We start from the raw sequence: 26,998 nt of genomic DNA on the forward strand, positions 1-26,998 counted from the left end.
CGTCCGGCCGCCGAGCACCGTGGATCAGAGCAGGATCGCCGGCTCCAGCAGTCGCAGGGAGCCCGGCGACGCCTCGAAGCGGTGCACCGAGCCGTTCGCGAGGACTTCGCCCACGCGGGGGAGCGTGCCACCGGACACGTGGTCGATCAGCGACCGGATCACGCCGCCGTGGGTGACGACGATCACGGACTCGGCCACCGGGGCCGAGCGTCGTCGCGAGTCGCGGGCGATGCCGTCGAGGGCTCGCAGCGCGCGGTCGGCGACGCCCTCGAGAGTCTCGGCTCCCGGCACCGGGGCGAGCCAATCGCCGTACAGCTCGAGGTACTCGGACACGAGCTTGCCCTCGCCGTCACCGAACTCGCGTTCGCGCATGTCGGGGACGAGCGTGGGGGAGCCGAGCCCGAGCTCCGTCGCGATGATCTCCGCGGTCTCGCGGGCGCGCACCAGCGGGCTCGCGTAGATCGCGTGGTGCGTCGTATCGGTGAGCAGTCCGGCGGCCGTCCGCGCGTCGGCGCGTCCCGTCTCGTTCAGCGGGATGTCTGTCGACCCCTGGATGCGTCTCGCGAGGTTCCAGTCGGTCTGACCATGGCGGACGAGGGTGATGAGGGTCATGCGAGAAGCTCCTGGAGGGCGGGGAGGACGTCGCTCGTGCCGGCGGCGATGGTGACATCGGCCCACGCGTCCGCGCGGGTCGGTTCGCGGTTGATGATCACGAGCGGGATGCTGCGACGGCGCGCCCGCTCGACGAGGCGCACGCCCGAGTTCACGACGAGGGACGAGCCGGCGACGATCATCGCGTCGCTCGACCGCAGCAGCGACTCGGCGGCCTTGAAACGGTCGAGCGGGACGTACTCGCCGAAGAACACGACGTCGGGCTTCAGCATCCCGTCGCAGACCGTGCACGACGGCACGACGAATCCCTCGGTGCTCTCCGGCAGTACGTCGCCGTCGGGAGCGAGCTTCACGTTCTCGGGCACCGTGATCCAGGGGTTGCGGTCCTCGATCTGCGTGGCGATGTCGCGACGGTCGAAGACCTGCCCGCAGCGCAGGCACAGCACCCGGCGCATCGTGCCGTGGACCTCGATCACGTGCGAGCTCCCGGCGCGCAGGTGCAGACCGTCGACGTTCTGGGTGATGACACCGCTGACGCGACCTGCGCTCTCCATCTCGGCGAGCGCGACGTGTCCGGGATTGGGCTCCGCGCGGGCGAACGCCCGCCAGCCCAGGTGGCCGCCGACCCAGTAGCGGCGGCGTGCCGCCTCGTCGCCGAGGTAGCGCTGGATGGTCATGGGGTCGGACCGGGTGCGCGCGCCTTCACCGCGGTAGGCGGGGATGCCGGAGTCGGTCGAGATCCCCGCTCCCGTGAGGAGGGCGATGCGGCGTCCGGCGAGGAGTTCGGCGGTGCGAGCGACGACGGCCGACAGCTCGGCCGGACTCGAATCGCTCACGGGACCTCCTGCAGCGAGTCTACGGCGTGACGCCGAGAGCGGGTCGCAGATGGGAGAGTGGACCGGTGGAACTGCTGGAACTGACGGATGCCGACGACCCCCGACTCGACGACTACCGCGGGCTCACCGACACCGCGCTGCGCCGGGTCGCCGAGCCGGAGGGCGGCCTGTACATCGCGGAGTCGGCGAAGGTGATCGAGCGCGCCGTCGCTGCCGGGCACCGCCCCCGATCGGTGATGGTGCAGCGGCGGTGGGTCGACGGCATCCGCTCGATCATGGCCGATCACGATGTGCCGGTCTATGTGGTGCCCGACGCCGTCGCCGAAGCCGTCGCGGGCTTCGCCGTCCACCGCGGCGCCCTCGCCTCCATGCATCGCCCCGCGCTGCCGAGCGTCGCCTCGGTCGTGGCGGATGCACGGCTCGTCCTGATCCTCGCCGACATCGGCGACCACGCGAACATCGGCGCCGCGTTCCGCGCGGCAGCGGGACTCGGCGCGGACGCGGTGCTGGTGTCACCCGGCTGCGCCGACCCGCTCTACCGGCGCAGCGTGCGGGTCAGCATGGGCACCGTGTTCCAGGTGCCGTGGACGCGCATGTCCGACTGGACGGACGCGATCGAGGCGCTCCATGACGCGGAGATCGCGACGGCCGCTCTGGCTCTCGACGACCGCGCCGTCCCTCTGCGTGAGTTCGTTCGCGAGCGTCCCGAGCGGGTCGCGCTCATGATGGGGTCTGAGGGCGACGGACTGTCGGTCGAGGCGCTCGCGCTGGCCGACCACGTCGTGACGATCCCCATGAGCGGGGGAGTGGACTCGCTCAACGTCGCGTCGGCAGCCGCCGTCGCGCTGTGGGCACTCGGCGAGGAGTGACCCTCAGCCCGGGCGCCGAGGTCAGCGATTCTCGGGCAGCCGCAGGAACGGCGCGGCCTCGGGGCGCTTCGCCGCGACGTGGTCACCGGAGGACTGGTGACGCAGCCGACGCAGCACCCAGGGGACGAGGTGCTCGCGTGCCCAGCCGAGGTCTTCGGCACGCGCCTCGCGCCAGGTGCGAACGGGGAGGGCCTCGGGCTGCATCGACTCCAGGTCGTTGGGTACGTTGAGCGCCCGCAGCACCATCCGAGCGACCTCGTGGTGGCCGAGCGCGTTGTAGTGCAGACGGTCGTCGTCGAAGAACCGCATGTCCTGCACGACCTTCAGCGCCCACTGATCGGCGACGATGCAGTCGTGGCGCTCCGCGATCGCCCGCACGTTCTCGTTGTAGATCGCGACCTTGCCGCGGAACGGACGGAACACGGGCGTGAATCCCGTGTCGATCCCGGTGAACAGCAGCACCGCCGCACCCGTCGAGGAGAGCCGGGCGACGGCATCCTCCAGCTGTGCGGCGATCGCGTCGGGATCGGTCCCCGGCCGGATCACGTCGTTCCCGCCGGCGCAGATCGACACGAGATCGGGGCGCAGCGCGACGGCCGGTTCGATCTGGTCCTGGACGATCTGCGCGATGAGCTTGCCGCGCACGGCGAGGTTCGCGTAGGCGAAGTCGTCGACCTGCTGCGACAGGACCTCGGCGACGCGGTCCGCCCAGCCGCGGTGACCGCCGGGAACGGCGGGATCGGGGTCGCCGATCCCCTCGGTGAACGAGTCGCCCACGGCCACGAAACGGCGCCACGGGTGGGGTGTGTCGTTGGCCACGTACGGGGTCCGAGTCGAATCCTGGTCGGTCATCCAGCTCTCCTTCGCGAACGTGCGCCGCGCATCGATGGCGGCGGCGCAGTGACCGAGCCTACTCCGCCGGTCGGCATCCGTGCCGGTGCGATCCGGTGTCGGCGGCACCGATTATCGTTGTCTCGATGCTTTCTCCGTCCTTTCCCCAGCGCGCCCCGTGGGGAACCGCCAACAAGCTGCGCGCCTGGCAGCAGGAGGCTCTCGAGCAGTACTTCGAGGCGGATCAGCGCGACTTCCTCGTCGCCGCCACACCCGGGGCAGGCAAGACCACGTTCGCCCTCACCCTCGCCGTCGAGCTCATGCGCAGCGGCGAGGTGAACCGGATCATCGTCGTCGCACCGACCGAGCATCTGAAGACGCAGTGGGCCGATGCCGCCGCCCGCGTGCACATCCGACTCGACCCGCACTTCAAGAACAGTCACTGGGCGCCGGCCCGCCACTATCACGGCGCTGTCGTGACCTACGCGCAGGTGGCGGCGAAGTCGTCGGTGCACCGTCACCTCACGGAAGACGCGAACACGCTCGTGATCCTCGACGAGGTGCACCACGGCGGAGACGCGCTGAGCTGGGGCGACGCGATCCGCGACGCGTACAGCCCGGCCAAGAGGCGTCTGCTCCTCTCCGGGACGCCGTTCCGCAGCGACACGGCGCCCATCCCGTTCGTCGAGTACCACCCCGACGAGTCCGGGGCGCGGATCTCGCGGACCGACTACAACTACGGCTACGGCAGAGCCCTCGCCGACGGCGTCGTGCGGCCGGTGCTCTTCCACATGTATGCAGGCAAGATGCGGTGGCGCACGAGCTCGGGCGACGAGCTCGAGACGCACCTCGGGCAGGACAACACGAAGGACGTCACGTCCCAGGCCTGGCGTACCGCTCTCGATCCGGAGGGCGAGTGGATGCCGGCGGTGCTCTCCGCCGCGGACCGGCGCCTCACCGAGATCCGCCACCATATCCCCGACGCCGGCGGACTCGTGCTGGCCACCGACCAGACCGTGGCGCGGGCCTACGCCAAGATCCTCCACAGCATCACGCGCCAGCAGCCGACGATCGTGCTCTCCGACGATGCGACGGCCTCCGAGCGGATCGAGAAGTTCAGCGCGAGCGACGATCGCTGGATGGTCGCGGTGCGCATGGTGTCGGAGGGTGTCGACGTGCCGCGCCTCGCGGTCGGGGTGTACGCCACGTCGTCGTCGACGCCGCTCTTCTTCGCGCAGGCCATCGGACGCTTCGTGCGCGCCCGCCGACGGGGCGAGGCGGCGAGCGTGTTCCTCCCGCAGGTGCCCGTGCTCATGGGCCTGGCGAACGAGATGGACAAGCAGCGCGACCACGCGCTCGACCGACAGTCGAAAGACGACGACGGACTCGAGGACTCGCTGCTCGACAGCGCGAACCGGGAGGACGACGCATCGGACGCGCTGACCCAGGAGTTCAGCTATCAGGCGCTGTCGTCGATCGCGCACTTCGACCGGCTCGTGTTCGAGGGCCAGGAGTTCGGCCAGCTGGCCGAACCGGGCACCCCGGAGGAGGAGGAGTTCATCGGGTTCCCCGGGCTCCTCGAGCCCGAGCACGTCCATGAACTCCTGATGCAGCGTCAGGCGCGGCAGTCCCGGCTACGGGAAGCGCGAGAGGCCGCGGCCGGGCCCACCGAGACGACGACGCTCCCCGCACCCCTCCACCGCACGCTCAAGGAGCAGCGACAGCTGCTGAACAGCCTCGTCGGACTCTACGCGCGGCAGAAGGGCGAGCCGCACGGAGCAGTCCACGCCGAGCTGCGTCGCATCTGCGGAGGTCCCGCTGTCGCCCAGGCGACGGTCACCCAGCTGCAGGCGAGGATCGACGTGCTGCGCAAGCGCGTCCGCTCCTGATCGACGCTTCACGCGTCCCTCCTTCGCCGCCCCGAAAAGCTGGCAATCACGGGTTTTCGGCGTGCACGCCGTGCCGCGCCGATTAGCGTGGAATCGCCCCCGCAGCAGTACCGAGGAGACGTCATGACCGCACCTGCGCCTGCCCCCGCGACCGACGCCGATCGACGTAGGTGGGCCCGCTACCTCGTCGAGGAGCGGGCCGAGGGCCTCGTCTACCAGCGACTCGCTCACCGTCGCTCGGGAGAGGAGCGCGAGATCCTCCTCGGCCTCGCCGATGCCGAGCGACGACACGAGCAGCACTGGCTCGATCTGCTCGGCGGCGAGCCGGCACGTCTGCCCAGGGCGGGTGTCCGCTCGCGTCTGCTCGGGCGGATGGCCGGACGCTTCGGCTCGATCTTCGTGCTCGCCCTCGCTCAGAGCGCCGAGGCGCGGTCGCCGTACGACGAGGAGCAGTACGCCACCCCCGCGATGCGGGCCGACGAGAAGGTGCACTACGAGGTCGTCCGCGGACTCGCCGCGCGGGGGAGGCGCCGCCTGTCCGGCTCCTTCCGAGCCGCGGTGTTCGGCGCGAACGACGGTCTCGTCAGCAACCTCGCGCTCGTGCTCGGCATCGGCGCGACCGGTGTCAGCTCCGGCTTCGTGCTCTTCAGCGGCATCGCCGGACTCCTCGCCGGTGCGCTGTCGATGGGCGCGGGGGAGTTCGTCTCGGTACGCTCCCAGCGCGAGCTGCTCGCGGCGACGGAGGCGAACGAGGACGCAGCGGCCACCGCCGCCGACCTCGACATCGACGAGAACGAGCTGGCCTTGGTCTATCGCGCGCGGGGAGTCGGACCGGAGGAGGCGCTCGAACGCGCCAGTCGCATCGTCGCCGCGGCACGAGCGGGCGTCGAGCGCACCGCGACCACCGGTCCGGTGCACGTGCACAGCGGTGACGACCACGACATCGTCGGCAGCGACTGGACGGCCGCCCTCTCGTCGTTCCTGCTGTTCTCCTCGGGCGCCATCATCCCGGTTCTCCCGTGGATCTTCGGCCTGCAGGGCACGACGGCGGTCGTCGTCGCCCTCGTGCTGGTGGGCGTGGCGCTCCTGTCGACGGGCGCGATGGTCGGCATCCTGTCCGGCGGTCCGCCGCTGCGCCGCGCGCTGCGTCAGCTGGCGATCGGTTTCGGAGCCGCTGCCGTCACCTATGTGCTCGGACTGGTGTTCGGCGTCGGGGCGGTGTGACGTCAGTGTCCGGCCGGTGCTCGCGCCGGCCGGACGCCCGGGTACGAAGAAGGCCCCGGACGATCGTGGATCTTCCGGGGCCTGTCTGTGCGCGGAGGGGGACTTGAACCCCCACGCCCTTACGGGCACTACGACCTCAACGTAGCGCGTCTACCATTCCGCCACCCGCGCGGGTGTTGGATGTTCGTTGCCGAACGAAGATTTACATTAGCACGCACCTCGATGCACTCAGAAACCGAGGCGGTCGCCCGGGCGCGCCTCGCGGCTTCGATAGCCTGGAGCCATGACCGAGCAGTCCCTTCCCGAAGTCGTGCGCGTGGCCCGAGACCTGATCCGCTTCGACACGTCGAACTTCGGCGGAGGAGACGCCAAGGGCGAGCGCGAGGCAGCGGAGTACGTCGGCGCGTACCTCACGGAGCTCGGACTCGAGGTCGAGTACTACGAACCGATCCCGCGGCGCACCAACGTGATGGCCAGGGTGCCGGGGCGCGACCGCAGCAAGCCCGCCCTCGTGGTGCATGGCCATCTCGACGTCGTCCCGGCGATGCCGGAGGACTGGACCGTCGACCCGTTCACGGGTGTCGTTCAAGACGGCATGCTCTGGGGCCGAGGCGCCGTCGACATGAAGAACATGGATGCCATGATCCTCACCGCGGTCGCGGACATCCTGCGCGCCGGCGAGAAGCCCGAGCGCGACCTCGTGCTGGCGTTCTTCGCCGACGAGGAGAACGGCGGCGTGGAGGGCTCCGCGCTCGTCGTGCGCGACCGGCCGGAGTGGTTCGCGGGGGCGACGGAGGCGATCAGCGAGGTCGGCGGGTACTCGATCTCCGTCGACGACCGTCGCGCGTACCTGCTGCAGGTGGGGGAGAAGGCGCTGATCTGGATCCGTCTCGTCGCCAAGGGGCGGGCGGGGCACGGCAGCCGCCTGCACGACGACAACGCGGTCACGAAGCTCGCCGAGGCCGTCGCGGCGATCGGCCGCACACGGTGGCCCGTCCGGCTCACGCCGACGACCGAGGCGCTGCTGCAGGGCCTGAGCGACCTCACCGGGCGTCCGGTCGACGACCCCGACGCGCTGGCCGCTGCGGCGGGTCCCGCCGAGGCGTTCCTGCGCTCGACCTTCCGCACGACGACCAACCCGACCGTGCTGAGCGCCGGGTACAAGCACAACGTCATCCCGGAGCGGGCCGAGGCCCTGATCGATGTCCGCGTGATCCCCGGCACCGAAGACGACGTGCTGCGCGAGCTGCAGCAGATCGTGGGAGACGAGATCGAGATCCAGACGGTCGTGCGCGACATCGGCATGGAGACCCCGTTCGAGGGCGACCTCGTCGACGCGATGGTGGCGAGCCTGGGCCGTCACGACCCCGGCGTCCCCGTCATCCCGTATCTCCTCGGAGCGGGGACCGACAACAAGGCGCTCGCGTATCTGGGCATCACGGGGTACGGCTTCGCGCCGCTGCGGCTGCCGGCCGACCTGGACTTCACAGGCATGTTCCACGGGGTCGACGAGCGCGTGCCCGTAGAATCGCTTGTCTTCGGTCAGCAGGTGCTGGCCGATCTGCTGCGCACGTACTGAGCGCTCCCCGCGCGACCGCGCCGCTCCCGAACATCCCGAAGGCTCCTCCATGCACCTGCTCGAAGCGCTCATCCTCGGCCTGGTGCAGGGACTCACCGAGTTCCTGCCCATCTCCTCGAGTGCGCACCTGCGCATCCTCGGCACGTTCCTGCCGTCCGGTGAGGACCCGGGCGCGGCGTTCACCGCCATCACGCAGATCGGTACCGAGGCCGCGGTGGTGGTGTTCTTCTGGCGCGACATCGTGCGCATCATCCGCCAGTGGTTCCGATCTCTCATCGGCAAGGCCCCGAAGAGCGACCCCGATGCGCGCATGGGCTGGATGATCATCATCGGCAGCATCCCCATCGTCGTGCTCGGGCTGCTGTTCCAGGATCAGATCGAGACCGTCTTCCGGTCGATGTGGATCGTCGCGGTCATGCTGATCGTGTTCGGCATCCTGCTCGGAGTCGCCGACTATGTCGGCTCGAAGCGTCGCAAGCTGAACGACCTGACCTATCCGCACGGCGTCGCGTACGGCTTCGCTCAGGCGCTCGCGCTCATCCCGGGGGTCTCGCGCTCCGGCGGCACGATCACGATGGGGCTGTTCCTCGGGTACGAGCGCGCTGCGGCTGCCCGCTACGCGTTCCTGCTCGCCATCCCGGCGGTCTTCGGAAGCGGCTTCTACCAGGTGTTCAAGAGCTGGGACCAGCCCTCGTTCTTCTCGTTCGGCGACACGCTCGCGGCGACCGGCGTCGCGTTCGCCGTGGCCCTCGCGGTGATCGCGTTCTTCATGAACTACATCTCGAAGCGCAGCTTCCTGCCCTTCGTGATCTACCGCATCCTGCTCGGCTCCGTGCTCCTGGTGCTGCTCGGACTGGGGGTCATCCCGGCCTGAGCGACCGGGGCGGCTCAGCCCTTGCGGTCGGCGGGCCCGTCGCCCCGGCGCTTCAGGTAGCGCTCGAAAGCCTGGGCGATCGCGTCGCCGGAGGCGTCAGGCGAGTCCCACGTGTCGCGGGTGCGCTCGAGCTGCCGGATGTACTCGGTCATGTCCTCGTCGTCGGCCGCGGCCGCGTCGATCGACGCCTCCCACGCGGCGGCCTCGGTGCGCAGGTGGTCGCGGGGGACGTCCACGCCGGTCAGCTCCTCGAGGCGGTCGAGCAGTGCCAGGGTGACCTTCGGCGAGGGGGTCGCCGACGCCACGTAGTGCGGGACGCTCGCCCACAGGCTCGCGGTCGGGATGCCGGAAGTCTCGGCGAAGTGCTCGAAGACGCTGAGGATGCCGACGGGCCCCTCGTACAGCGACCGCTCGAGGCCGTGCGCCTCGCGCACCTGCTCGTTCTGGCTGGACGCGAAGATCGAGATCGGACGGGTGTGCGGCACGTCGGAGAGCATCGCCCCCAGGGTGACGAGTCCGGTGATGTCGTCGCGGAGCGCGACGTCCATGAACTCCGAGGCGAACGCCTGCCAGGTGCGAGCGGGCTCGACCCCGGTGAGGATCCACAGCTCGGGGCCGGGACCCGGATCGCGCGGACGCCACAGCCCGGCCTCCGGCCAGGTCAGCTGGCGACGCCCCTCGGCATCCATCTTCGTGGCCGGCCGGGTGTACTGGTAGTCGAAGTACAGCTCGGGGTCGATCGAGTGCACGAGGTCGTACTCGTTCTCGGCGCGCAGTGCGGCGATGGCGCCGCTCGCGGCTTCGCCCGCGTCGTTCCAGCCATCGAAGGCGGCGATGATGATGCGAGAACCCAGAACATCCATCGTGGTCTCCCCTCGTGGTTCCGGATCGATGTCTACCCAGGCTAGTCCGACCGGACAGGGGGAGGGCGGCGCCACGGCTAACATGGACCGGTGAGCAGACAGCCCCGCGCGATCCTCTGGGACATGGACGGAACCCTCGTCGACACCGAGCCGTACTGGATGGCAGCGGAGACGGCGCTCGTCGAATCCTTCGGCGGAAGCTGGAGCCACGAGCAGGCTCTGCAGCTCGTCGGCAACGGTCTGATCGACAGCGCGGTGATCCTGCAGAACGCGGGCGTCGACATGGAGGCCGACGCGATCATCTCCCTTCTCACCGACGGGGTGCAGGAGGCGCTGCGGGTACAGGGCGTGCCGTTCCGTCCCGGAGCCCGCGAGCTGCTCCTCGACCTGAAGTCCGCCGGCATCACGACGGGTCTCGTGACGATGTCCCTGCGCCGCATGGCGCTCAGCGTGGTCGACCTCATCGAGTTCGACGCCTTCGACATCGTGGTGGCAGGCGACGACGTCTCGAACCCCAAGCCGCACCCGGAGCCTTATCTGCACGCCGCGTCGCTGCTCGAGATCGACATCGCCGACACGCTCGTGATCGAGGACTCGCCGACGGGGCTGCGCGCAGGGCTCGCCTCCGGTGCCGTCACCCTCGGCGTCCCGCACATCGTCTCGCTCGACCATGTGGGCGCTCACGAACTGTGGCCGACGCTGCAGGACCGCACCGCCGCCGACCTCGTCGAGCTCTTCGACCGCAAGGCCATGACAGGAGCCACCCGATGAGCCAGGCCTCCGTACACCGGCCCAGCGGACCGTTCCGCGAGGGAGACCGGGTTCAGCTGACCGGTCCGAAGGGCCGCCTGCACACCGTCACGCTCCGTGAGGACGGCGAGCTGCACACGCACCACGGCGTGCTGCGTCACCGCGACCTCATCGGACTGCCCGACGGCTCGGTCGTCGCGAACAGCTCCGGTCACGAGTACCTCGCCCTGCGTCCGCTCCTCCGCGACTTCGCGATGTCGATGCCGCGCGGCGCGGCGATCGTGTACCCGAAGGATGCCGCGCAGATCGTCATGCAGGCCGATGTGTTCCCCGGAGCCGTGGTCGTCGAGGCCGGCGTCGGCTCCGGCGCGCTGTCGCTCTCGCTGCTGCGGGCCATCGGCCCGGCGGGACGCCTCGTGTCGTTCGAGCGCCGCGACGACTTCGCCGAGGTCGCGCGGGGCAATGTGGAGACCTTCTTCGGCGAGACCCCGTCGACGTGGAGCGTGGTCGTCGGCGACCTGGCCGAGGCGCTGCCCGCCGAGTTCGAGCCGGGAACCGTCGACCGCGTGGTTCTCGACATGCTCGCCCCGTGGGAGTGCATGGACGTCGTGGCGGACGCGCTGACCCCCGGCGGCGTCGTGCTCTGCTACGTCGCCACCGCCACACAGCTCTCCCGCGTCGCCGAGTACATCCGCGGCACCGGTCTGTTCACCGATCCCGACGCCTCCGAGACGATGGTCCGCGGGTGGCACGTCGAAGGGCTCGCCGTGCGTCCGGACCACCGCATGGTCGCGCACACCGGGTTCCTCCTCACCGCCCGGCGTCTCGCTCCCGGAGCGGTCGCGCCGTCGGTCAAGCGCCGCGCGTCGAAGAGCAGCTACGGCGACGAGGACGTCGAACTCTGGACGCCCGGGGCGGTGGGCGATCGCGAGATCACCGACAAGAACCTGCGCAAGCGCGCGCGGGAAGCAGCCAGGGCCGCGGAGGGCGCGCGTCTCGCCGCCGCATCGCGCGAATCGGAGTCCCCGACGGAATAGACTGGAGCGCGTGCGTAAAACGTCCGCCGTTCTGGCCACCCTCAGCCTCGCCGCCCTCGCTCTGACCGGGTGCGCGTCCGCCCCGTCGTTCGCGGGGGAGACCTGCGACCGTGCCGCGGACTCGAGCGCGATCCTCGATTCCGTGAACGTCGACGGAGAGCTGGGCGCGAAGCCCGATGTCGAGGTGTTCGGCCCGGTGAAGGCGTCGAAGACGTCGTTCGCCGACGCGGTGGTCGGCGACGGCCGCACTCTCGAGTCGACGTCTCAGCCCTTCGTCCTCGACCTGACGTTCTTCGCCGGCGACAGCGGCAAGCCCCTCTACGAGACCGAGTACAACGACGACCTGAGCCGCGTGCACAGCATCTCCTACTGGTCGCAGAGGTCGGCGGGGCTCGAGAAGGTCCTGGAGTGCGCGACCGGCGGCAGCCGCGTCGTCGCTGTCCTGACGCCGGAGGACTTCGGTCAGGCGAACGTCGAGGCGTTCGGGCTCGACGACGACGAGAACGTGGTCGCCGTCATCGACGTGCTCGACGTGTCGCTCGCCCGCGCCGAGGGTGCGCCCCAGTTCAACGACGCGCAGGGCATGCCCACCGTCGTGCGTGCCCCGGACGGCACGCCGGGAGTGATCGTGCCCGACAGCCCTGCGCCGAAGAAGTCGGTCACGCAGACCCTCATCAAGGGAGACGGCGCTGTCGTCGAGAAGGGTCAGACGATCATCACGAACCTCACGGCCGTCGGTTGGGACGACAAGAAGGTCGCGACGAGCACGTGGGGCTCCGAGCCGAACATCGGCCCGGCGGCCAACGAGCTCGTCGGCGCCACGGTCGGCTCCCAGCTGCTGGTCGTCGTACCGGAGGCCGACGGCAACAAGGCGACGGCGATCGTCGTCGACATCCTGGGGATCGTCCCGACCCCGGAGCAGTGATGGCGGCCCGTATTCCCGCGGAGGAGCGCCTGACGAACCTCGTCGTGGCGCTCATGGCCACGGAGATCGGGCTCACGAAGCAGCAGATCCTCGACAGCGTGTCGGGCTACCGCCAGCGCGCGGATGCCGGCGCACGCTCGGACGCGCTCGAGAAGATGTTCGAGCGCGACAAGGACGAGCTCCGCACGCTCGGCGTGCCGGTCGAGACGCTGGGGGACCAGTCCGACCCGAACGACCTCCGCGAGGCTCGTTACCGCATCCCTCAGGCGGAGTACGACCTGCCGGGCGACATCGAGTTCACCCCGGCCGAGCTCGCCGTGCTGCGGCTCGCGGGCAGCGTCTGGAGCGCGGAGTCGGCGTCCGGCGACGCCCAGGCCGGCGTGCGCAAGATCCGAGCACTGGGGATCGACGGCGACGAGCCGATCATCGGCTTCGCCCCTCGCATCACGGCACGAGATGAGGCGTTCCCTATCCTCCAGGAGGCGATCGAGAAGAGCCGCGTCGTCGTGTTCGACTATCTGAAGCCGGGGGAGGATGCGCCGCGACGACGCAGCATGCGTCCCCTCGCCCTGGTCGACTACGAGGCGCGCTGGCACGTCTTCGGGATCGACGTCGCGATCGAGGAGGACCGCATGTTCCTGCTCAGCCGCATCGTCGGCAAGGTGAAGATGACGGGGACAGCCTTCGACCCGTCTCTTCGGGATGGGGCGGGGGAGCGGGCCCTGTCGGGACTCGAGGCCGTCGCCGCCCAGAATTCCGCGCTGCTCGAGGTGACGCCGGGGACCGAGGCCTCCCTGCGGCTCGGGCGTCGGGCCACGCCGGCCACCCAGGGGATCCGTGTCCCGTTCGTCGATCTGCACATCCTCGCCGACGAGCTCGCCTCGTACGGACCCGAGGTCCGCGTCGTCGAGCCCTCGCCACTGCGCGAAGCTGTCATCGCCCGGCTCACCGCCGTGGTCGAGGCCAACACAGACGCGGAGGGCGGCCGATGAGCGCACAGACCAAGCCGCTGCTCGCCGCCGACCGCGTGCGGGTGTACCTGACGCTCGTGCCGTACCTGCTCGAGCACGGTCAGGTCTCGCTGCAGGAGGCGGCGACGGAGTTCGGGGTGACTCCGAACGAGATGCGCCAGATGGTCGAGAAGCTCACCGTGATCGGCCTTCCGGGCGACTCGGGCTACTGGCAGCAGCCGCAGGAGATGTTCGACATCAACTGGGATCTCCTCGACGAGGAGGACGTCATCGAGATCACGAACGACGTCGCACTGCGTCGGGTGCCGAGGTTCACGGCCCGCGAGGCCGCCGCCCTGCTCGCCGGTCTGCAGATGGTCGCGGCCGTTCCCGCGGTGTCCGACTCCGGCCTCGTGGCCGGTCTGATCTCCAAGCTCTCCCGGGGTGCCGCCGATGCGCCGGCCGAGGTCGTCGTCGCGCCCAGCGCCGTCGACGAGGTGCGCCGCGTCGTCTCCCAGGGCGTCCGCGACGGGGTCGCCGTCTCGTTCACCTACCAGGCGCCCGATGCCGCACCGACCACGCGCACCGTCGATCCCGTGCAGGTGCTGATCACGAATGCCCAGTGGTACCTGCAGGGCTGGTGCCATATGCGCAAGGCGATGCGGACGTTCCACCTCGACCGCGTCAGCGATGCACGGCTCACCGACATCCCGATCACCCACGCCGGCGATCACGTTCCCGAGGCCTTCGCCGCGGCCGAGGACGAGGGCGAGGTGCGGGTGCGCATCCCCGAGAGGATCGCCCCGCTGCTCCGCGGATTCCTCACCGGCGACGAGGTGGAGGCGAAGGACGGCGTCGTCACGGCTCGGCTGCATCTCGCCGACCCACGCGGCATCAAACGCCTTGCCGCGCGGTTCGGCGGCGTGATGGAGGTCGTCGAACCGGGCATCGCCCGCACGGCGGCCCGTGAGTGGGCCGCGGCCGGACTCGCACTGTATAGCCACCCGGATCGCCCTGACGCCGGTTAGACTGGGGAAAACGACGAAGGAGAATCATGGGCGCTTTCGGTTGGCCACATCTGCTGATCATCCTCGCCGTCATCCTGCTGCTTTTCGGCGCTGCGAAGCTGCCGGCGCTCGCCAAGAGCCTCGGGCAGTCGGCCCGCGTATTCAAGGGCGAGATGAAGGCGATGAAGAGCGACGACGCCGGTGACGCGACGGAGCCCGCGGCGACCGCCGCTCCCGCTCCGAAGGCATCGGTGACGGAGAACACGGTGATCCGCGACGCGGACCCGGGTCAGCCGCCTCGATCCGCGTAGGTCGTGTCGGCACTCGAATCCGCCGATCAGGAGACTCCCGGTCGCGATAGGCGGATGTCTCTGGGCGCGCACCTGATCGAGCTGCGCAAGCGCCTCGTCATCGCCGCGGCCGCACTCGTGGTCGGCATGATCGTCGCGTTCATCGTGACCGGACCGATCATCGAGCTGCTGTCGATCCCCATCCGGACCATCGCGGAGGAGGCCGGCCGCGAGTACACCGGCCTCAACTTCACGACGGTCACGAGCGGGTTCGACCTCCGCATGCGGATCGCCTTCGCCATCGGCCTCCTGATCTCGGCGCCGGTCTGGCTCTGGCAGGTCTGGGCCTTCGTGATGCCCGGCCTGACACGGAAGGAGACCCAGTACACCTGGGGTTTCCTGGGCGCTGCCATCCCGCTCTTCTTCGGCGGCTGCACCGTGGCCTTCTTCGTTCTGCCGCACGTCATCGAGATCATGGCGTCCTTCGTTCCCACGGGGATGGCGCAGTTCTACGACTATTCCGGCTACTACGACTTCGTCTTCAAATTCCTGCTCGTCGTCGGCATCGCGTTCGTCCTGCCGGTCTTCCTCGTCGCGTTGAACCTCGCCGGTGTCATTTCAGGTCGGGAGATCCTCAAGGGATGGCGGGTGGCCGTGCTCGTGTGCACCATCTTCGCGGCTGTGACGACCCCGCCCGCAGACGTCTTCTCGATGCTCCTCCTGATGGCATCCATGATCGTGCTCTACTTCGCCGCCACGTTCATCTCCATGCTGTTCGATCGACGCAAGCGCAAGCTCGCGAGAGCAGCCGGTATCGACCCGGCCACCGCATGAGCTCGCCCGCCGAGCGCTTCGCCGCCGCGCGCGAGGCTGCGGGTCATCCGCAGACGACCGCTTTCGCGGCCCGTCAGCGGTTCGATCTCGACCCGTTCCAGGTCGAGGGATGCCATGCGCTCGAGCGAGGCCACAGTGTGCTCGTCGCCGCTCCTACCGGTGCGGGAAAGACGATCGTCGGCGAGTTCGCGATCCACCTGGCCATGCAGACCACGCGCGACAAGGCGTTCTACACGACGCCGATGAAGGCGCTGTCGAACCAGAAGTTCCGGGAACTCGTCGAGGTCTACGGCCCCGACGAGGTGGGTCTGCTGACGGGCGACACGAACATCAACGGCAACGCGCGGATCGTCGTGATGACGACCGAGGTGCTGCGCAACATGATCTACGCGGATTCCGCGGCTCTGCGCGATCTCCGCTACGTCGTCATGGACGAGGTGCACTATCTGGCCGACCGCTTCCGCGGCGCTGTCTGGGAAGAGGTCATCATCCACCTGCCGTCGCAGGTGCGGCTGGTGTCGCTCAGCGCGACGGTGTCGAACGCCGAGGAGTTCGGCGACTGGCTCGACACGGTGCGCGGCGACACAGAGGTGATCGTCTCTGAGATCCGACCCGTCCCGCTCGAGCAGCACGTGCTCGTCCGCGACGACCTGCTCCCGCTCTTCGACGACCGGGCCGGCCTCGCGACAGCGCAGGTGAACCAGGAGCTGATGCGCATCCGCTCCTTCACCGGCTCGCACTACGACCAGAATCGCGAAGCGCAGACGTATCGGAGCAATCGCCACGCCGGCAGGCAGGCTCAGCGCCCTCCGCGCGGCGGGCGGCGACCGGTGCGCTCCGCGAACGTGCGTCGCATCGAGCGGATGGACCGTCCGGATGTCGTGCGGTTGCTGGAACGGTCGAACCTGCTGCCGGCGATCTTCTTCATCTTCAGCCGCGTCGGATGCGACGCGGCCGTGCAGCAGGTGCGTCGGTCGGGGCTGCGGCTGACGTCGACCGAGGAGCGTGCGGAGATCCGCTCGATCGTCGAGGAGCGTACCCGTACGCTGCAGGAGGAGGACCTCGGCGTCCTCGGGTACTGGGAGTGGCTCGACAATCTGGAGCGGGGAGTGGCAGCCCACCATGCGGGGCTGCTGCCCGCGTTCAAGGAGGTCGTCGAGGAGCTCTTCCAGCGCAAGCTCGTGAAGGCCGTCTTCGCGACGGAGACGCTGGCGCTCGGCATCAACATGCCCGCCCGCACCGTCGTCCTGGAGAAGATGGAGAAGTTCAACGGCGAGGCGCGGGTCGCGATCACGTCGGGGGAGTACACGCAGCTCACCGGTCGGGCGGGTCGGCGCGGCATCGACGTCGAGGGTCATGCCGTCGTCCAGTGGACCGAGGGAATGGATCCGCAGGCCGTCGCGGCGCTCGCGTCCCGACGGACCTATCCGCTGAACTCCAGTTTCCGTCCGACGTACAACATGGCCGTGAACCTCATCGATCTCTTCGGCCGCGACCGTGCGCGGGAGGTCCTCGAGTCGTCGTTCGCCCAGTTCCAGGCGGACCGGGCCGTGGTGGGTCTCGCGCGGAAGGTGCGTGAGGCGGAGGAGTCGCTCGAGGGGTATCGCTCGGCGATGGTCTGCGACCACGGCGACTTCATGGAGTACGCCGCGATGCGCCGGGAGCTGAGCGACCTCGAGAAGAAGAACCGGCAGGACTCGAACTCGCCGCGCGTGGCGCGCGAGAAGCGGATGAAGCAGATCCAATCCCTGCGCACGCGGATGCAGCGGCACGGATGCCATCGCTGCCCGGACCGGGAGAAGCACGCGCGCTGGGCCGAGCGCTACTGGAAGCTCAAACGCGAGACGGACCGGACACGACGTCAGATCGAGAATCGGACAGGCACGGTCGCTCGCGTCTTCGACAGGGTCAGCGAGGTGCTCGAGACGCTCGACTACCTCCGTCGCGAAGACGGCGAGACGCGACTGACGGATGCCGGACGCACCATGCGTCGCATCTACGGAGAGCGCGATCTGCTCATCGCGGAATCGCTCCGACAGGGACTGTGGAAGGGCCTCGACGCGCCGTCGCTCGCGGCGATGGCCTGCTGTCTCGTGTACGAGCCGCGCCGCGACGAGGCGAACTCGGGCGAACGCGGGCTCCCGCGCGGAGCTTTCCGCTCCGCGTACGACCGCACGACGACGCTGTGGGCCGAGCTGGACGACCTCGAGAAGGAGCACCACCTGCCCGGGACCGAGCCGCTCGCCGCGGGTCTCGCCGGCGCGATGCACACCTGGGCACGCGGCGGAAGCCTCGATCGGGTCCTGATCGACGCCGACATGGCCGCCGGTGACTTCGTGCGGTGGGCGAAGCAGACGATCGACCTGCTCGACCAGCTGTCGATCGTCGCCGAGGACGGGACTCTCGCACGGAACGCGCGCACGGCGCTCGACGGGGTACGCCGGGGCATCGTGGCGTACTCGTCGATGTGAGCGGGCGATCGGTGTCGGACTCCCCGGCGGCACCCTCCGCACCGCGCCCGCTCCTTCCTCTCTGGGCTGCCGTCCTCAGCGCGATCGCGGCCGCGATCCTCATGGATCTGTCGTACCCCGAGGCTGCCCTCTGGATCCTTGCGTTTCCCGCGGTCGCCCTCCTGCTTCTCGCTCTGATCGGTCGCCGCTCGGGCGGAGCCCTTCTGGTCGGCGCCGTCTACGGAGTGGTCTTCTTCGCTCTGCTCGTGTCGTGGACCTCGCGCTATCTCGGACCCGTGCCCTGGGCCGCGCTCAGTGTCGTCGAGGGCGGCCTGACCGCTCTCGCGCTCATCCCGATCACCCTGGCGTATCGGTGGCTGCCTCGAGCCTTCCCGAAGTCCTCTGCGCGCCTTCTGCTGCTCCCGGCCGTGATCGCCGCACTCTGGGTCGGCCGGGAGCTCTTCGTCGGCTCCTGGCCCTACGGGGGCTTCCCCTGGGCGCGGCTGGGGATGACGCAGGCGCAGAGCCCGCTCGCCCCGGTGACCTCGTGGCTGGGGGTGAGCGGTCTGAGCTTCGTGATGGTGTTCCTCGTGGCCGTCGTCATCGAAATGGTCCGTGCGCGGCGCGAGATGGGGCGCGTGGCACTCGTCGTGCCGGCGGCTCTCGTCGTCGTCCTCGCCTTCACGCCGCTGTACCCGACGACGGGCACCGGATCGATGCGCATCGCCGCGGTGCAGGGCAACGGCCCGAGCGGCTACTTCGATGAGCGAGAACCGTACTCGCTGGTCGACGCGCAGGCGACGGCGACCGCACCGCTGTTCGGGGAGGACGTCGACCTCCTCGTCTGGCCGGAGGGGTCGCTGGACTACGATCCGTTCCAGACCGACGCCCTCGCCCGGCGGATGAGCTTCGTGAGTTCACGCATCGGGGCACCGCTCCTGGCGAACGCCGCGACGGAGCGCGACGGCCGCTACTTCAACACCTCGATGCTGTGGAGCGAGGACGGAGCGGCGGAGGAGACGCACGACAAGCGGCATCCGGTGCCCTTCGGCGAGTACGTGCCCGATCGCGCGTTCTTCAATGCCCTCGCTCCCGACCTGATCGGATTGATCCAGCGCGAATACACCCCGGGCACGAACAGCTCCGTGATCGACGTCGACGGCGTGCGGGTCGGACTCGCGATCTGCTTCGACGTCATCTACGACGACGTCGTCGACCAGGGGGTGCGCGACGGCGCAGAGGTGCTCGTCTTCCAGACCAACAACGCCGACTTCCGGGGGACGGACGAGAACCTGCAGCAACTGGCCTTCGCGCGCATGCGCGCCATCGAGACCGGCCGCAGCGTGGTGAACATCTCCACCGTCGGCACCAGCCAGATCATCCGGGCCGACGGCACCACCGTCTCGAGCCTGGACGCAGATGAGGCCGGAGCGATGCTCGAGAACGTCGAGCTCCGATCCGGCCTCACGGCGGGTGTCGTCTTGGGCCCGTGGATCCAGCAGCTTCTGCTGTGGGGCGGGCTGGGCGCGCTGATCGTCGGGTGGTGGCGCGCCCGGAGGCGCTAGGCGCCGATCTTCTCGCGCGTGGGGTCTTCGCCCGCTCCGCGACGGGCGCGGATGAAGGCGAGGCGCTCTTCGAGGAGTTCCTCGAGCTCAGCGCGGGTGCGGCGCTCCATGAGCATGTCCCAGTGGGTGCGGGCGGCCTTCTCATCGGCCGTGTCGAGCGTGACGGCCTGGCCGTCGACGTTCAGGCGGGCCTCGGCTCCGCACGCACGGCACTCCCAGGTCTGCGGAGCTTCTGCATCAGCCGCGAACATGAGGGTCGTGACATGTCCGCACGTGTCACAGGTGTAGGTGGTCTCGCGGCGCTCCATGAAGACGACGCCCTCTTCGCTCTGTAGGCTCTGGGCGCCGAGTCGGATGCCGCGCAGGCTGCGATCTGCCATTGTGTGGTCCTCTCGTCTCTGCCAGGTATAACGTTCCGACCTGTGCGCTTCATCCACGCGAGCGCTTTCCCCGAGCGATTCACAGCGGAATCCCAGCGCGCTCGCGCCGCCTCGCGGCGGTGCTCAGCGGCGCAGCGCGGCGAGGGCGAGATCCGCGCGATCGGAGACGACGCCGTCGACGCCGAGTCCGACCAGCCGGACCATATCCGCGGGCTCGTTCACGGTCCAGACGTGCACTTCGACGCCATGTCGATGAGCGGTTCTGAGCAGTGCCGGTGTGAGCACGCGAAGGGCACCGTGGCGCTCCGGGATCTGCAGGGCGTCGATGTCCCGGAGCACCCGGCCGGCAGGGAGACGGAGAGCGGAGAGGGTGCGCAGCGCTGCGATCGAGCGACTGCCCCCCGAGGTCGCCGGCCGGAGTCCGGCCCCTGCCCGCAGCACGGAGGCGATCGTCGCGCGGCGATTCCGATCGTCGAAACTCGTCACGAGCACGCGATGCGTGTGCTCCACGAGGATGTCGCCGAGCGGGTCGACGGCCTCGGCGGTCTTGACGTCGATGTTGAAGCGCGTCGAGGGAAAGGCCGCGAGTGCCTCGCCGACCGTGAGCAGCCCGCCGTGGTCGGCGAACATGCTCGCGAGCTCTCTCGTGCGCACCTCGCGCACGAGGCGAGGGTCTCCGAGGAGCCGCTGCAGCGACGGGTCGTGGAAGAGCACGACATCGCCGTCCGCGGTGACCTGACAGTCCGTCTCGATGTACTCGGCCCCGGCGGCATGGGCGGCGGCGAAGGCCGCCGCTGTGTTCTCCCAGACGCCCGAGTCCTCGCCCTCCGCGGTGAGGAGGCCGCGGTGGGCGAGGACTCGCGGATGCGCGGCCTTGTCGAAGTAGGGGTGCGTCACGCGCCCGGCGTGCCGAGGGGCGGCTGACCGGGCTTCGGCGTGAAGGCGGTGCCGATGCCCTTCAGTGCCTCGGTGAGCTCACTCGGGATGATCCAGAGCTTGCTCGACTCGCTCTCGCTGATCTTCGGCAGCATCTGCAGGTACTGGTACGCCAGCAGCTTGTCGTCCGGCTGTCCCTGGTGGATGGCGCTGAAGACGTTCTGGATGGCCTCGGCCTCACCCTGCGCCCGCAGCACCGCGGCCTGCTTGTCGCCTTCCGCGCGGAGGATCTCGGCCTGACGACGACCTTCCGCCTCGAGGATCTGCGACTGCTTCGAGCCCTCGGCGGTGAGGATCGCGGCTCGCCGGTCACGCTCGGCGCGCATCTGCTTCTCCATCGAGTCCTGGATGGAGACGGGCGGGTCGATCGCCTTGAGCTCCACGCGTCCCACCCGGATGCCCCACTTGCCGGTCGCCTCGTCGAGCACGACGCGCAGCTGGCCGTTGATGTTGTCACGGCTGGTCAGCGCCTCTTCGAGGTTGAGTCCACCGACGACGTTTCGCAGCGTCGTGGTCGTCAGCTGCTCGACCGCGCCGAGGTAGTTGGCGATCTCGTACGTCGCAGCGCGGGCGTCCGTGACCTGGAAGTAGACGACGGTGTCGATGGAGACGACGAGGTTGTCCTCGGTGATGACCGGCTGCGGCGGGAACGACACGACCTGCTCGCGCATGTCGATCAGCGGTCGGAGACGGTCGATGAACGGCACGAGAATGTTGAGGCCCGGTGTGAGCGTCTTGTGATAGCGCCCCAGTCGTTCGACGACACCGGCCGTCGCCTGGGGGATGATCCGGATGGACCGGGCCAGCGTGACCACCACGAAGATGATCACCGCGACGATGAAGATCCAGAGGATGGCGGTCGGGATGAACGAGGTGTCGTCCACGGTCTCTCCTAGTCGTTGACGGGGCGAACGGTCGCGGTGGCGCCGTTGATGGCGAGGACGGCGACCGGCGAGCCCTGGGGGATAGGCATCGAGGTCGCCGTGCGGGCGGTCCAGGTGTCGCCGTTGCTGAGCTTCGCCTGCCCCGAGATCTGGGTGATGTCCTGCAGCGCGATGCCGCGGAGGCCGACGAGTGCCTCGACGTTCGACTTGGTCGGGTCTTCACCGCGATGGAGTCGCCGAAGAAGTGGCGGGCGAAGGAGAAGGATGAACGCGGCGGCGGCGACGGCAGCGATGATGATCTGCGCCCAGGCGGGGAGCCCTATGAGGTCGCCGACCAGTCCGATCGCGCTGCCGAAGCTCAGCATCAGGAACGTGAAATCGAGGGTCAGCATCTCGATCACGAGGAAGAGGGCGATGAGAACGAGCCACCCGATCCAGGCCCAGTTCTCGACGATGTCGATGAAGACGGAGAAGTCGTTCATGCAGCCTCCCTTTGCGGTCAACCTATCACGCGGCGGTCTGGCCGTCCCGCCCTGGATGGGCCCCCTTGATAGTCTGAGCGAGCCGTGCGATCACGGCGTTCCACGCACTTGAGGAGTCACCGTGACCGACGTTCTTCCCGCAGGTTCTCTCGACGGCAAGGTCGCCCTTGTCACCGGTTCGTCCCGGGGTATCGGAGCCGACACGGTGCGGTACCTCGCCGAGGCCGGCGCCGACGTCGTCATCAACTACCGCAACAAGGCTCCGCGCGCCGAGAAGCTCGCCACGCAGCTGCGGGAGCTCGGGCGTCGCGTCCTGACCGTGGGCGCCGACCTGACCGACCCCGCGTCGGTGGGGGAGATGTTCGAAGCCGTCAAGGCGGAGTTCGGGCGCCTCGACGTGCTGGTGCTGAACGCGTCGGGCGGCATGGAGTCGGGCATGGCGGAGGACTATGCCCTCACCCTCAACAGGGACGCGCAGCTCAACGTGCTCGACGCCGCGACCCCGCTGCTCGACGACGGCGCCCGTGTCGTGTTCGTCACGAGCCACCAGGCGCACTTCATCCGCACGACGCCCACCATGCCCGAGTACGAGCCGGTGGCGCTCTCGAAGCGCGCGGGAGAGGATGCTCTGCGCGAGCGCATCCCTGAGCTCGCCGAGAAGGGCATCGGCTTCACGGTGGTGTCCGGCGACATGATCGAGGGCACCATCACCGCGACGCTCCTGGAGCGTGCGAACCCGGGTGCGATCGCCGAGCGGCGCGAGTCGGCCGGCAAGCTGTACAACGTGTCGGAGTTCGCCGCCGAGGTCGCACGCGCGGCCGTCGATCCCGTGCCTGCCGACAACACCCGCCTGGTGGGCGACGTGAGCGGCTTCGCCGCCGAGTGACGCTCCTGATGTGAGAGAGGGCCCCGTCCGTGCGGACGGGGCCCTCTCTCACATGCGTGGCGGCCGGGGTGCGGTCGTCAGCTCACCGTCTCCGACCGGAAGGCGCCGGCAGCATCCTTCGCATCCTTGCCGATCGTGATCGCGCGGACGATCTGCACGATGCCCAGGGCGACGAGCGAGATGCCGAAGACGAGCCACAGCACCGCCGCCGCGTACAGCGGCGAGAACAGCACGACGATGCCGGCGATGATGCTCAGCAGAGCGTAGAGCAGCGTCCACACCCGGGATCCGTCCTGGCCGAGCAGCGACAGCGAGACGACGCCGTCGACGATCCAGCTGATGCCGATGAAGATGACGACGACGAGAGCCAGGGTCGCCGCAGCGACGCCGAGATTGGCGAACGCGATGACGCCCGCGGCGATGTACAGCAGCCCGAGGACGATGTGGCCGACACGCGCCCACCCGCCCTTGCGGTGCGAGAAGATTCCGAGGCCGATGTAGACGAGGCCGGCGATGATCAGGTACGAGGCGAAGATGCCCGTCACGATCACGGCCGACTTCACCGGCCACACGAGCAGAACGATGCCGGCGATGAGCGCGAGGGCGCCCGACACGGCGAGGGTGATGCGGATGGACTTGAACAGCGATTTCGCGTTGTTCGCGAGTGTTTCAGACATGGTTGGGGACCCTTTCTGAGAAAACCCTGTGAGGGGTGGTCACAGAATATCGCTGCCTGCTCGCAAATGGGGGAGGAGTCGTGGTCGGCGACGCGGGAGTTCACGCGGAGGCACACGGCGTCATGGCACTATCGAGAGGTGACTCACGATGAGGACGCCAGACTCCGCGAACTCGTCGTCATGCGCAGGGTACGCGACCGCATCGACAGGGAGTACGCGAAGCCCCTCGACGTCGAGGCGCTTGCACGCGGAGTGCACATGTCGGCCGGTCACCTCAGCCGACGATTCCGTGATGCCTATGGCGAGTCGCCGTACTCGTACCTCATGACCCGGAGGATCGAACGCGCCATGGCGCTGCTGCGCCGCGGCGATCTCACCGTCACCGAGGTGTGCTTCGAGGTCGGCTGCTCGTCGCTCGGCACCTTCAGCACGCGCTTCACCGAGCTGGTGGGTGTCTCACCCCGGGTGTACCGTGAACGCGCCGCCAACGTCGACGGCATCCCGACCTTCCATGCCAAGCAGGTCATCCGACCGATCAGGAATCAAGAAGCACCCCGCACCGACGCGAACCTAGCCTGAACCCATGAACATCAGCATCCACTACGCATTCCTCCCGCACACGGATGCCGAGGCGGCCCTCGGCTTCTACCGCGATGCCCTCGGATTCGAGGTGCGAGGCGACGTCGGCTACGACGGGCTCCGCTGGCTCACCGTCGGACCCGAAGGCCAGCCGGGGACGTCGCTCGTGCTGCACCCGCCTGCCACGGACCCCGGACTCACGGACGATGAACGCCGTACCATCAACGAGCTGATCGCCAAAGGCAGCTACGGCGCGCTCACGCTCGCGAGCGACGACCTCGACGGTCTGTTCGAGCGACTCGTCGAGAAGGGCGCCGATGTCGTCCAGGAGCCGATGGATCAGCCGTACGGCGTCCGCGACTGCGCCTTCCGTGACCCGGCGGGCAACCTGCTCCGTATCAACCAGGCCGGCTGAGCCCGCCCGACCGTTCGAGGAACCCATGACCCACGCCGCCGACGCCCACGACCTCATCCGCGTGCAGGGCGCACGCGAGAACAACCTGAAGGAGGTCAGCGTCGACATCCCGAAACGACGCCTGACCGTGTTCACCGGCGTCTCCGGCTCGGGGAAGAGCTCGCTCGTCTTCGACACCATCGCCGCCGAGTCGCGGCGCATGATCGACGAGACGTACAGCGCCTTCGTGCAGGGGTTCATGCCGTCGGTGCCCCGTCCCGACGTCGACGTGCTCGAAGGGCTGACCACCGCGATCATCGTGGATCAGGAGCGCCTCGGGGCGAACCCGCGCTCGACGGTCGGCACGGTGACGGACGCGAACGCCATGCTGCGCATCCTCTTCAGCAAGCTGGGGCAGCCGTACATCGGCGGACCGACCGCGTTCTCGTTCAACATCCCGACGCAGAGGGCCAGCGGGGTGATGACCGGTCCGAGCGGCGAGAAGAAGATCGTCAAGGATGCGATCTACCTCGGCGGCATGTGTCCGCGATGCGAGGGCAGGGGAGCGGTCTCCGACCTCGATCTCTCGCAGATCGTCGATGAGTCGAAGTCGCTCGACGAGGGGGCCATCATGGTCCCCGGGTACACGGCCGACGGATGGATGGTGAAGGGCTTCTCACAGTCGGGCTTCTATCCGGGCGACAAGCCGATCGCGGAGTTCACGGAGAAGCAGAGGCACCTGTTCCTCTACGGAGAGGTGACGAAGGTCAAGATCTCGGGGATCAACATGACCTACGAAGGACTCATCCCGAAGATCACGAAGTCGATGCTGTCGAAGGATCTCGAGGCTCTGCAGCCGCACGTCCGGGCGTTCGTCGAACGGGTCGCGACGTTCGCCACCTGCCCGGAGTGCGACGGTACCCGTCTCACCGAGGGAGCCCGGTCGTCGAAGATCGAGGGCATCAGCATCGCCGATGCGTGCCGCATGCAGGTGACCGACCTCGCGGAGTGGGTGCGGGGGCTCGACCTCCCCGGTGCCGGACCGCTGCTCGAGGCGCTGCAGGCCAATCTCGACGCCTTCGTCACGCTCGGACTGGGCTATCTCAGCCTGGAGCGCCCGTCCGGCACCCTGTCGGGCGGAGAGGCGCAGCGCATCAAGATGCTGCGGCATCTCGGCTCATCGCTCACCGACGTCACGTACGTGTTCGACGAGCCGACCATCGGGCTCCACCCCCACGACATCCAGCGGATGAACAGCCTTCTGCTGAGGCTGCGAGACAAGGGCAACACCGTACTCGTCGTGGAGCACAAGCCCGAGACGATCGCGATCGGCGACCATGTGGTGGACCTCGGTCCCGGCGCCGGAAGCGCCGGTGGAGAGATCTGCTTCGAGGGCACCGTCGAGGGGCTGCGGTCCAGCGGCACGCGCACCGGATCGCACCTCGATGACCGCGCGCAGGTGAAGGAGACCGTGCGCGAGAGGTCGGGGGTCATCGAGATCCGCGGTGCGAAGGAGAACAATCTGCGGGATGTCGACGTCGACATCCCGACGGGAGTGCTCACCGTCGTCACCGGAGTCGCCGGATCGGGCAAGAGCTCGCTCATCCACGGCTCGGTGTCGAAGCGCGACGGCGTGGTCTCGATCGACCAGTCGGCGATCAAGGGGTCGCGGCGCAGCAACCCCGCCACCTATACCGGACTGCTGGAGCCGATCCGCAAGGCCTTCGCCAAGGCGAACGGCGTGAAGCCCGCACTGTTCAGCGCGAACTCAGAGGGCGCGTGCCCGACCTGCAAGGGGGCCGGCGTGATCATCACCGAGCTGGGGTTCATGGACACCATCGAGACGCCGTGCGAGGACTGCGGTGGCAAGCGCTTCCAGGCCGCCGTGCTGGAGTACAAGCTCGCGGGCAAGGACATCACCGAGGTGCTCGCCCTGCCCGTTTCGGAGGCCAGGGCGTTCTTCTCCGACGGGGAGGCGAAGTTGCCGGCCGCTGCGGCGATCCTCGGGCGGCTGGAGGACGTGGGACTCGGATATCTCGCCCTCGGACAGCCTCTGTCGACCCTGTCGGGTGGCGAGCGTCAGCGCATCAAGCTGGCGATCCAGATGGGGGAGAAGGGCGACGTCTACGTGCTCGACGAGCCGACGACCGGGCTGCACCTGGCGGACGTGCAGAACATCCTCGGGCTGCTGGACCGGCTCGTCGAATCGGGCAAGACCGTCATCGTCATCGAGCACCACCAGGCCGTCATGGCCCACGCCGACTGGATCGTCGACATCGGCCCAGGGGCCGGGCACGACGGCGGACGCGTGGTGTTCGAGGGCACCCCCGCCGACCTGGTCGCGTCACGATCGACCCTCACGGGCCAGCATCTGGCCGAGTACGTCGGCGCCTGA

27 protein-coding genes and 1 tRNA gene are annotated in these 26,998 nt (G+C 69.0%); 18 read left to right on the top strand and 10 right to left on the bottom strand.

Annotated elements, in window-relative coordinates; translation table 11 throughout:
* Positions 1-24: 24 nt before the first annotated feature.
* Positions 25-612 (bottom strand): histidine phosphatase family protein, encoded by a 588-nt coding sequence (locus tag RAC81_RS02665; protein ID WP_375080879.1) that lies wholly within the window; start codon positions 610-612, stop codon positions 25-27.
* The gene (locus RAC81_RS02670) at positions 609-1,448 is read right to left on the bottom strand and encodes a Sir2 family NAD-dependent protein deacetylase (RefSeq protein WP_375080880.1); all 840 of its coding nucleotides are present in this window, start codon (positions 1,446-1,448) and stop codon (positions 609-611) included. The genes RAC81_RS02665 and RAC81_RS02670 overlap by 4 nt, the downstream gene beginning before the upstream one ends.
* Positions 1,449-1,513: 65 nt before the next feature.
* On the opposite strand from RAC81_RS02670, the gene RAC81_RS02675 reads away from it, so the two are divergent.
* The gene (locus RAC81_RS02675) at positions 1,514-2,317 is read left to right on the top strand and encodes a TrmH family RNA methyltransferase (protein WP_375080881.1); all 804 of its coding nucleotides are present in this window, start codon (positions 1,514-1,516) and stop codon (positions 2,315-2,317) included.
* Between the two features lie 21 nt (positions 2,318-2,338).
* On the opposite strand, the gene RAC81_RS02680 is transcribed toward RAC81_RS02675, so the two are convergent.
* Positions 2,339-3,169 carry an SGNH/GDSL hydrolase family protein gene (locus RAC81_RS02680; RefSeq protein ID WP_096716159.1) on the bottom strand — a complete coding sequence of 277 codons (831 nt, stop codon included), beginning with the start codon at positions 3,167-3,169 and terminating at the stop codon, positions 2,339-2,341.
* A 125-nt stretch (positions 3,170-3,294) separates the two neighbouring features.
* On the opposite strand from RAC81_RS02680, the gene RAC81_RS02685 reads away from it, so the two are divergent.
* On the top strand, positions 3,295-5,037 hold the full coding sequence (locus RAC81_RS02685) for a DEAD/DEAH box helicase (protein ID WP_251585336.1): 1,743 nt from the start codon (positions 3,295-3,297) through the stop codon (positions 5,035-5,037).
* 123 nt (positions 5,038-5,160) lie between these two features.
* Positions 5,161-6,261 carry a VIT1/CCC1 family protein gene (locus tag RAC81_RS02690; RefSeq protein ID WP_375080882.1) on the top strand — a complete coding sequence of 367 codons (1,101 nt, stop codon included), beginning with the start codon at positions 5,161-5,163 and terminating at the stop codon, positions 6,259-6,261.
* 88 nt (positions 6,262-6,349) lie between these two features.
* Here the strand turns inward: RAC81_RS02690 and RAC81_RS02695 are convergent.
* Positions 6,350-6,432 (bottom strand) — tRNA-Leu (locus tag RAC81_RS02695).
* 112 nt (positions 6,433-6,544) lie between these two features.
* On the opposite strand from RAC81_RS02695, the gene RAC81_RS02700 reads away from it, so the two are divergent.
* Both RAC81_RS02700 and RAC81_RS02705 read left to right on the top strand, forming a co-directional pair.
* Positions 6,545-7,840, top strand: coding sequence for a M20/M25/M40 family metallo-hydrolase (locus RAC81_RS02700; protein ID WP_375080883.1), 1,296 nt, complete (start codon positions 6,545-6,547; stop codon positions 7,838-7,840).
* 49 nt (positions 7,841-7,889) lie between these two features.
* Complete coding sequence (locus RAC81_RS02705) at positions 7,890-8,714, top strand: undecaprenyl-diphosphate phosphatase (protein ID WP_375080884.1); 825 nt, start codon at positions 7,890-7,892, stop codon at positions 8,712-8,714.
* Positions 8,715-8,728: 14 nt separating this feature from the next.
* On the opposite strand, the gene RAC81_RS02710 is transcribed toward RAC81_RS02705, so the two are convergent.
* Entirely contained in the window at positions 8,729-9,577 is an 849-nt protein-coding gene (locus tag RAC81_RS02710) for a PAC2 family protein (protein ID WP_375080885.1), read from the bottom strand.
* Between the two features lie 90 nt (positions 9,578-9,667).
* On the opposite strand from RAC81_RS02710, the gene RAC81_RS02715 reads away from it, so the two are divergent.
* The 9 genes from RAC81_RS02715 (at position 9,668) to lnt (ending at position 19,385) form a co-directional block, all read left to right on the top strand.
* A complete protein-coding gene (locus tag RAC81_RS02715; protein WP_375080886.1) occupies positions 9,668-10,348 on the top strand; it encodes an HAD family hydrolase in 681 nt (226 codons plus the stop codon).
* The gene (locus RAC81_RS02720; RefSeq protein ID WP_375080887.1) at positions 10,345-11,364 is read left to right on the top strand and encodes a tRNA (adenine-N1)-methyltransferase; all 1,020 of its coding nucleotides are present in this window, start codon (positions 10,345-10,347) and stop codon (positions 11,362-11,364) included. The genes RAC81_RS02715 and RAC81_RS02720 overlap by 4 nt, the downstream gene beginning before the upstream one ends.
* A gap of 10 nt (positions 11,365-11,374) precedes the next feature.
* Complete coding sequence (locus RAC81_RS02725; protein WP_375080888.1) at positions 11,375-12,289, top strand: hypothetical protein; 915 nt, start codon at positions 11,375-11,377, stop codon at positions 12,287-12,289.
* The gene (locus RAC81_RS02730) at positions 12,289-13,281 is read left to right on the top strand and encodes a helix-turn-helix transcriptional regulator (protein WP_375080889.1); all 993 of its coding nucleotides are present in this window, start codon (positions 12,289-12,291) and stop codon (positions 13,279-13,281) included. Before RAC81_RS02725 ends, RAC81_RS02730 begins: the two co-directional genes overlap by 1 nt.
* Positions 13,278-14,267: a helix-turn-helix transcriptional regulator gene (locus tag RAC81_RS02735; protein ID WP_375080890.1), complete on the top strand. Its 990-nt coding sequence runs from the start codon at positions 13,278-13,280 to the stop codon at positions 14,265-14,267. The genes RAC81_RS02730 and RAC81_RS02735 overlap by 4 nt, the downstream gene beginning before the upstream one ends.
* Positions 14,268-14,293: 26 nt before the next feature.
* On the top strand, positions 14,294-14,557 hold the full coding sequence (gene tatA, locus RAC81_RS02740; RefSeq protein WP_143740755.1) for a Sec-independent protein translocase subunit TatA: 264 nt from the start codon (positions 14,294-14,296) through the stop codon (positions 14,555-14,557).
* Between the two features lie 54 nt (positions 14,558-14,611).
* Complete coding sequence (gene tatC / locus RAC81_RS02745) at positions 14,612-15,370, top strand: twin-arginine translocase subunit TatC (protein WP_375080891.1); 759 nt, start codon at positions 14,612-14,614, stop codon at positions 15,368-15,370.
* On the top strand, positions 15,367-17,841 hold the full coding sequence (locus RAC81_RS02750) for a DEAD/DEAH box helicase (RefSeq protein WP_375080892.1): 2,475 nt from the start codon (positions 15,367-15,369) through the stop codon (positions 17,839-17,841). Before tatC ends, RAC81_RS02750 begins: the two co-directional genes overlap by 4 nt.
* 101 nt (positions 17,842-17,942) lie before the next feature.
* The gene (gene lnt, locus RAC81_RS02755; protein ID WP_375080992.1) at positions 17,943-19,385 is read left to right on the top strand and encodes an apolipoprotein N-acyltransferase; all 1,443 of its coding nucleotides are present in this window, start codon (positions 17,943-17,945) and stop codon (positions 19,383-19,385) included.
* Here the strand turns inward: lnt and RAC81_RS02760 are convergent.
* The 4 genes from RAC81_RS02760 to RAC81_RS02775 all read right to left on the bottom strand — a co-directional run bounded on the left by RAC81_RS02760 (position 19,382) and on the right by RAC81_RS02775 (position 22,067).
* Positions 19,382-19,765 (bottom strand): RNA polymerase-binding protein RbpA, encoded by a 384-nt coding sequence (locus tag RAC81_RS02760; protein WP_375080893.1) that lies wholly within the window; start codon positions 19,763-19,765, stop codon positions 19,382-19,384. The two genes, lnt and RAC81_RS02760, sit on opposite strands and share 4 nt — an antisense overlap.
* Before the next feature lie 123 nt (positions 19,766-19,888).
* Positions 19,889-20,662 carry a glycerophosphodiester phosphodiesterase family protein gene (locus tag RAC81_RS02765; RefSeq protein ID WP_375080894.1) on the bottom strand — a complete coding sequence of 258 codons (774 nt, stop codon included), beginning with the start codon at positions 20,660-20,662 and terminating at the stop codon, positions 19,889-19,891.
* Positions 20,659-21,585: an SPFH domain-containing protein gene (locus RAC81_RS02770; RefSeq protein WP_375080895.1), complete on the bottom strand. Its 927-nt coding sequence runs from the start codon at positions 21,583-21,585 to the stop codon at positions 20,659-20,661. Before RAC81_RS02770 ends, RAC81_RS02765 begins: the two co-directional genes overlap by 4 nt.
* Positions 21,586-21,593: 8 nt before the next feature.
* Positions 21,594-22,067, bottom strand: a complete 474-nt coding sequence (locus RAC81_RS02775) for an NfeD family protein (protein ID WP_375080896.1) — start codon at positions 22,065-22,067, stop codon at positions 21,594-21,596.
* A 121-nt stretch (positions 22,068-22,188) separates the two neighbouring features.
* On the opposite strand from RAC81_RS02775, the gene RAC81_RS02780 reads away from it, so the two are divergent.
* Positions 22,189-22,953 carry an SDR family oxidoreductase gene (locus RAC81_RS02780; protein ID WP_375080897.1) on the top strand — a complete coding sequence of 255 codons (765 nt, stop codon included), beginning with the start codon at positions 22,189-22,191 and terminating at the stop codon, positions 22,951-22,953.
* A 77-nt stretch (positions 22,954-23,030) separates the two neighbouring features.
* On the opposite strand, the gene RAC81_RS02785 is transcribed toward RAC81_RS02780, so the two are convergent.
* Positions 23,031-23,630: an HdeD family acid-resistance protein gene (locus RAC81_RS02785; RefSeq protein WP_375080898.1), complete on the bottom strand. Its 600-nt coding sequence runs from the start codon at positions 23,628-23,630 to the stop codon at positions 23,031-23,033.
* Positions 23,631-23,810: 180 nt separating this feature from the next.
* On the opposite strand from RAC81_RS02785, the gene RAC81_RS02790 reads away from it, so the two are divergent.
* Genes RAC81_RS02790 through RAC81_RS02800 form a run of 3 tightly spaced genes read left to right on the top strand, consistent with a single transcriptional unit; the run spans position 23,811 to position 26,998 of the window.
* A complete protein-coding gene (locus tag RAC81_RS02790; protein WP_375080993.1) occupies positions 23,811-24,209 on the top strand; it encodes a helix-turn-helix transcriptional regulator in 399 nt (132 codons plus the stop codon).
* Between the two features lie 4 nt (positions 24,210-24,213).
* On the top strand, positions 24,214-24,624 hold the full coding sequence (locus RAC81_RS02795) for a VOC family protein (protein ID WP_375080899.1): 411 nt from the start codon (positions 24,214-24,216) through the stop codon (positions 24,622-24,624).
* A gap of 25 nt (positions 24,625-24,649) precedes the next feature.
* Entirely contained in the window at positions 24,650-26,998 is a 2,349-nt protein-coding gene (locus tag RAC81_RS02800; protein WP_375080900.1) for an ATP-binding cassette domain-containing protein, read from the top strand.

Origin of the sequence: Microbacterium sp. CR_7 (genome assembly GCF_041954755.1) — a bacterium.
GTDB lineage: Bacteria > Actinomycetota > Actinomycetes > Actinomycetales > Microbacteriaceae > Microbacterium.